The 4,973-nt window shown below is 62.8% G+C and carries 7 protein-coding genes; 1 reads left to right on the top strand and 6 read right to left on the bottom strand.

The features are described from left to right. Positions 1 to 392, bottom strand: a 392-nt coding sequence (locus tag EOA36_RS27415; RefSeq protein WP_127280217.1) for an ATP-binding cassette domain-containing protein, incomplete at its 3' end; no start/stop codon positions are given. Between the two features lie 138 nt (positions 393 to 530). Between EOA36_RS27415 and EOA36_RS27410 the strand changes: the two genes are divergently transcribed. Next, positions 531 to 935: a cupin domain-containing protein gene (locus tag EOA36_RS27410; protein ID WP_127280216.1), complete on the top strand. Its 405-nt coding sequence runs from the start codon at positions 531 to 533 to the stop codon at positions 933 to 935. Positions 936 to 958: 23 nt separating this feature from the next. Here EOA36_RS27410 and EOA36_RS27405 read toward each other — a convergent pair whose 3' ends face one another. From EOA36_RS27405 to EOA36_RS27385, 5 genes are all read right to left on the bottom strand, one after another. Further along, positions 959 to 1,336 (bottom strand): hypothetical protein, encoded by a 378-nt coding sequence (locus tag EOA36_RS27405; protein WP_127280215.1) that lies wholly within the window; start codon positions 1,334 to 1,336, stop codon positions 959 to 961. A 2-nt stretch (positions 1,337 to 1,338) separates the two neighbouring features. Continuing rightward, the gene (gene hydA / locus EOA36_RS27400; RefSeq protein ID WP_127280214.1) at positions 1,339 to 2,790 is read right to left on the bottom strand and encodes a dihydropyrimidinase; all 1,452 of its coding nucleotides are present in this window, start codon (positions 2,788 to 2,790) and stop codon (positions 1,339 to 1,341) included. 63 nt (positions 2,791 to 2,853) lie between these two features. Beyond that, positions 2,854 to 4,104, bottom strand: a complete 1,251-nt coding sequence (locus EOA36_RS27395; RefSeq protein ID WP_127280213.1) for a Zn-dependent hydrolase — start codon at positions 4,102 to 4,104, stop codon at positions 2,854 to 2,856. Further along, on the bottom strand, positions 4,105 to 4,518 hold the full coding sequence (locus EOA36_RS27390) for an endonuclease domain-containing protein (RefSeq protein ID WP_245464486.1): 414 nt from the start codon (positions 4,516 to 4,518) through the stop codon (positions 4,105 to 4,107). Positions 4,519 to 4,656: 138 nt separating this feature from the next. After that, positions 4,657 to 4,973, bottom strand: a 317-nt coding sequence (locus EOA36_RS27385; RefSeq protein ID WP_127280211.1) for an aminotransferase class III-fold pyridoxal phosphate-dependent enzyme, incomplete at its 5' end; no start/stop codon positions are given.

The following is a 4,973-nucleotide window of genomic DNA, read 5'->3' as shown; positions in this document are numbered from 1 at the left end:
AGGTTGACGAGGTCGAGCGTGCGCTTGATCCGCTCCGCCTGCTCGGTCTTGGACAGGCCCATGATCTCCAGCGGCAGCGCCACATTACGCTCGATGGTGCGCCAGGGAAACAGGGCGGCTGCCTGGAAGACATAGCCATAGGCGCGTTTCTCGCGCGCCTGTTCCGGCGTCATGCCGTTGACCGAAATCATCCCCGAAGTCGGCTTCTCCAGATCGGCGATGACGCGCAGCAGCGTGGTCTTGCCGCAGCCGGACGGCCCGATGAAGGAGACGAACTCACCCTTGCCGATGGTCAGGTCGACATTGGACAGCGCCTGGACCGGGCCGTCATTGGTCTGGAAGGTGAGGCCAAGCTTGCTTGCCGAAACGACGGCTGGCGAAGATCCCGTCATCGGTTGCGGCCTGCCTTGTCACCGCACCGGGGCGCCGGCTGAAATCCGGTTGCTTTTATCGCGATGTTGTTTTCCACTTGCCCTGTCCCATTGGCCCACCGACCTTGTTCCACTCAATCGACGCCCGGAGTTTCCCCGATGTCGCCCAAACCCACTTGTCGTCTTATTCGCCCTGACAGCACCTATGAAGGCAAGCAGGGGTTGACCTATCTGGCCGGCATCGCGACCGAAACGGTCGGCTCATCCGGCATCTGCATGCACGTGCTGACCATGCCGCCCGGCGCCCGCGCCAAGGCGCATCTGCACGAGAACCACGAAACGGCGATCTACGTGCTCTCCGGCGAAGTCCATACCTGGTATGGCGACCGGCTCGAACATCACATCGTCGTCAAGGCCGGCGACCTCTTCTACATCCCGGCTGGCGTGCCGCATCTGCCGGCCAATCTCAGCAACGCCCCCTCTTCGGCCGTCATTGCCCGCACCGATCCCAACGAACAGGAAAGCGTCGTTCTGCTGCCGGAACTGGATGCGCTCGTCGCCTGACACCGACGCGAGGGTTGTCGCCATCATTTGCACCGGGAGACTTCACCCATCACATTGCCGTCTTCGTCGACGACAGACAGTTTCTTGGCATTCTTGGCGCTGTGCTTGATGGTGAAGGTGGCCGGCGACTTGCCGTCCTCACCTTCGGCTTCGCACTCGGCCTTGATCGTCAACGAGCCATCGGCCTGCGCCTTCGTCTCGGTGAAGGTGCAGGCGCTGGCCGCCGTGATCAGTTCCTTGTCGGTCAGAAGCAGCATCTGATCGGCGGCGACTTCCTGACCGTTCTTGTTGATGCAGCCATACTTGTCGCCATAAGGCTTGCTGAGATCGATCCCGGCTGCCGACGCATGGCCCGCTGACAAAAGCGCCGCGGCGGCGATGGCAAGATGAATGGCGCGCATGGTCAAACCCCCGTCGCCGGGATGCCCGTCCGCTCGACCTTGCGCGGCGCGGTGATCTCTTTCCACGTCGACAGCGCCCGGTTGACCGCGGCGTTCGGCTCCCTTCCGACGAACTCGCCATGGCCGGGCTTCGCCTTCACGTCCGACTCCTCGATCGACAGTTCGCCGCGCGAGAAGACGAAGCGCGGCAGGCCGGTCACCTCGACGCCTTCGAACACATTGTAGTCGATGACAGACTGCTGCTTCTTCGAAGATATGGTCTTCTTGCGCTGGGGATCCCAGACGATGATGTCGGCATCCGCGCCTTCGACGATGGCGCCCTTCTTCGGATACATGTTGAGGATCTTGGCGATGTTGGTCGAGGTCACCGCGACGAACTCGTTCATCGTCAGCCGTCCGGTGTTGACGCCTCTGGTCCACAGCACCGGCAGCCGGTCCTCGAGCCCGCCGGTGCCGTTGGGGATCTTGGTGAAGTTGCCGACGCCGAAACGCTTCTGGTCCGTGGTGAAGGCGCAATGGTCGGTCGCCACCACCTGCAGCGATCCGGCCTGCAGGCCGGCCCACAGCGAATCCTGGTGTAGCTTGTTGCGGAAGGGCGGGCTCATCACCCGGCGCGCCGCATGGTCCCAGTCCTTGTCGAAATACTCGCTCTCATCGAGGGTCAGGTGCTGGATCAGCGGCTCGCCGAACACCCGCATGCCTTTCTGGCGCGCCCGCCGGATCGCCTCATGGCTCTGCTCGCAGGAGACATGCACGACATAGAGCGGCACGCCGGCCATGTCGGCGATCATGATGGCGCGGTTGGTCGCCTCGCCCTCCACTTCCGGTGGACGCGAATAGGCGTGGCCCTCAGGCCCATTATTGCCGGCCGCCAGCAGCTTCTGCGACAACGCCGCGACCACATCGCCATTCTCGGCATGGACCAGCGGCAGCGCGCCAAGATCGGCGCAGCGCTGGAACGACGCGTACATCTCGTCGTCGTCGACCATCAGCGCGCCCTTGTAGGCCATGAAGTGCTTGAACGAGGTGATGCCCTTGTCGACCACCGTGGCCATTTCGTCGAACACCTGCTTGCCCCACCAGGTGATTGCCATGTGGAAGGAATAGTCGCAGGCGGCCTTGGAGGTCTTGTTGTCCCACATCTGCAAGGCTTCGAGCAGCGATTGCTGCGGCGCCGGCAGGCAGAAATCGACCACCATCGTGGTGCCGCCAGCGAGCGCCGCGCGCGTGCCGGATTCGAAATCATCGGCCGAATAGGTGCCCATGAACGGCATTTCGAGATGGGTGTGCGGATCGATGCCGCCCGGCATCACATAGCAGCCGGTGGCGTCGTACTCATGGTCGCCGTGCAGGTCCGAGCCGATGGCGACGATCTTGCCGTGGCTGAACAGCACATCGGCCTTCCACGTGCGGTCGGCGGTGACGACAGTACCGTTCTTGATGACTTTGGTCATTATCTGTTCCCTGTTCTCTTCGCGCTTCTTGGTGAGCGGCGTTTCGAATGTAGATCTCTTAGTTCACTCCACGATGACGGCCGTCTCCACCACCGCGTGGAACAGCACATCGGCGCCGGCCGATGCCCATTCCTTGGTGATCTCCTCGGCCTCGTTGTGCGACAACCCGTCGACGCAAGGGCACATCACCATGGCGGTCGGCGCCACGCGGTTGATCCAGCACGCATCGTGGCCGGCACCGGAGACGATGTTGCGGTGCGTGTAACCGAGCCGATCGGCGGCATCGCGGATTGCCTTGACGCAGTCCTTGTCGAAGGTGACCGGATCGAAATGGCCGACCTGCTCGATCTCGTATTTGATATCCAGCGCGTCGCAGATCGTGTCGATGCCTTCGCGGATGCGGCCATCCATGGCGTCGAGCACCTCTTTCTCGGGCGAACGGATGTCGATGGTGAAGACGGTGCGACCGGCGATGATGTTGCGCGAGTTCGGATAGACTTCCATGTGCCCGACCGCGCCGACGGCGTCGGGCTGGTAGTCCATGGCGATCTCGTGCACCAGTTCGATCACGCGCGCCATGCCGAGCCCAGCATTGCGGCGCTTGGGCATCGGGGTCGAGCCGGTATGCGACTCCTTGCCGGTCAGCGTCACCTGCAGCCATTTCAAACCCTGGCCGTGGGTGACGACGCCGATGTCGATGTCTTCGTCCTCGAGGATCGGGCCCTGCTCGATATGCAGTTCGAAGAAGGCGTGGATCTTGCGGTCGCCGACCTTCTCGGTGCCCTTCCAGCCTATACGTTCGAGTTCCTCGCCGAATTTCTTGCCGTTCTTGTCCGTGTGCTCGTAGACGTCGGCCTGGTCGAGCACGCCGGCGAACACACCGGAGGCCATCATCGCCGGCGCGAAGCGCGAGCCTTCCTCGTTGGTCCAGTTGGTGACGACGATCGGATGTTTCGTCTTGATGCCGAGATCGTTGAGCGAGCGCACGATCTCCAGGCCGCCGAGCACACCGAGCACGCCATCATATTTGCCTCCGGTCGGCTGCGTATCGAGATGGCTGCCGACATATACCGGCGGCAGGCTGGGGTCGGTGCCTTCGCGGCGGGCAAACATGGTGCCCATTTCGTCGACGCCCATTTCGAGCCCGGCCGCATCGCACCAGCGCTTGAACAGATGCCGGCCCTCGCCGTCCTCGTCGGTCACGGTCTGGCGATTGTTGCCGCCGGCAATGCCGGGGCCGATCTTCGCCATCTCCATCAGCGAATCCCACAAACGGTCTGAATTGATTCGCAGATTTTCGCCGGGTGCGGCCATTCAAAACCTCTCCAATTGCGCGGCGTCCCCCTCCCCCTCGAGGGGAGGGTGGCCGCGAAGCGGTCGGGTGGGGTCGCCTGACATAAGCTCGACCTTCCCCTTGACCGCCTGCGCGACATGCCAGGCGCTGTTTATGACATCGGGCTCGTCAACGCGAAAGATATCGAACCCGAGCGAACGCAGATAAGCATCACGAACGGCGTCGTGCCGTTTGCCCTTTTCGTGTTCGTGCAGATCGCCATCCACTTCGACCACCAGTTTCACACCAAAACAGGCGAAGTCGACGATGTACGGCCCAATCGGGCACTGGCGGCGGAATTTGATGCCGGTCGATTTCAGCTCGCGCAGTTCATACCAGAGCAGGGATTCGCCCTTGGTCGCGTGAACTCGAAGCGCGCGCGCCTTCTGGCGCATTTCGAAACTCACGCGAGTCCGGGGCATCAACGGCGGCCTCGCGGCAAAAGATCAGGTCGGCGCCCGGTCGCACCGACCCCACCCGACCGCTTCGCGGCCACCCTCCCCTCGAGGGGAGGGATATCCGCGCCCAGATCTTCAATCGATAGACCTCAAAACTTCACGCACATGGTCGATCAGTTCGTTGATCTGGCCCTTGGTGATGATCAGCGGCGGCGACAGTGCGATGATGTCGCCGGTGGTGCGGATCAGCGCGCCGCGCTCGAAGGCCTTGACGAAGGCGGAGAAGGCCCGCTTGGTCGGACTGCCGGCGATCGGTGCCAGCTCGATCGCGCCGATCAGGCCGATGTTCCTGATGTCGATGACATGCGGCTCGCCCTTCAGCGAATGCAGCGCATCTTCCCAATAGGGCGCCAGTTCCTCGCCGCGGGTGAGCAGTCCTTCTTCCTTGTAGG

Source organism: Mesorhizobium sp. M8A.F.Ca.ET.021.01.1.1 (assembly GCF_003998025.1).
In the GTDB taxonomy this organism is placed as follows: Bacteria; Pseudomonadota; Alphaproteobacteria; order Rhizobiales; family Rhizobiaceae; genus Mesorhizobium.
Note: the sequence above shows the minus strand (reverse complement) of the source record. Positions and strands in the feature narration are given on the sequence as shown.

Excerpts from the sequence above, each read along its gene's own strand:
- EOA36_RS27410 (WP_127280216.1), top strand. The coding sequence starts at position 531 with ATGTCGCCCAAACCCACTTGTCGTCTTATTCGCCCTGACAGCACCTAT.
- EOA36_RS27405 (WP_127280215.1), bottom strand. The coding sequence starts at position 1,336 with ATGCGCGCCATTCATCTTGCCATCGCCGCCGCGGCGCTTTTGTCAGCG.
- hydA (WP_127280214.1), bottom strand. The coding sequence starts at position 2,790 with ATGACCAAAGTCATCAAGAACGGTACTGTCGTCACCGCCGACCGCACG.
- EOA36_RS27395 (WP_127280213.1), bottom strand. The coding sequence starts at position 4,104 with ATGGCCGCACCCGGCGAAAATCTGCGAATCAATTCAGACCGTTTGTGG.
- EOA36_RS27390 (WP_245464486.1), bottom strand. The coding sequence starts at position 4,518 with ATGCGCCAGAAGGCGCGCGCGCTTCGAGTTCACGCGACCAAGGGCGAA.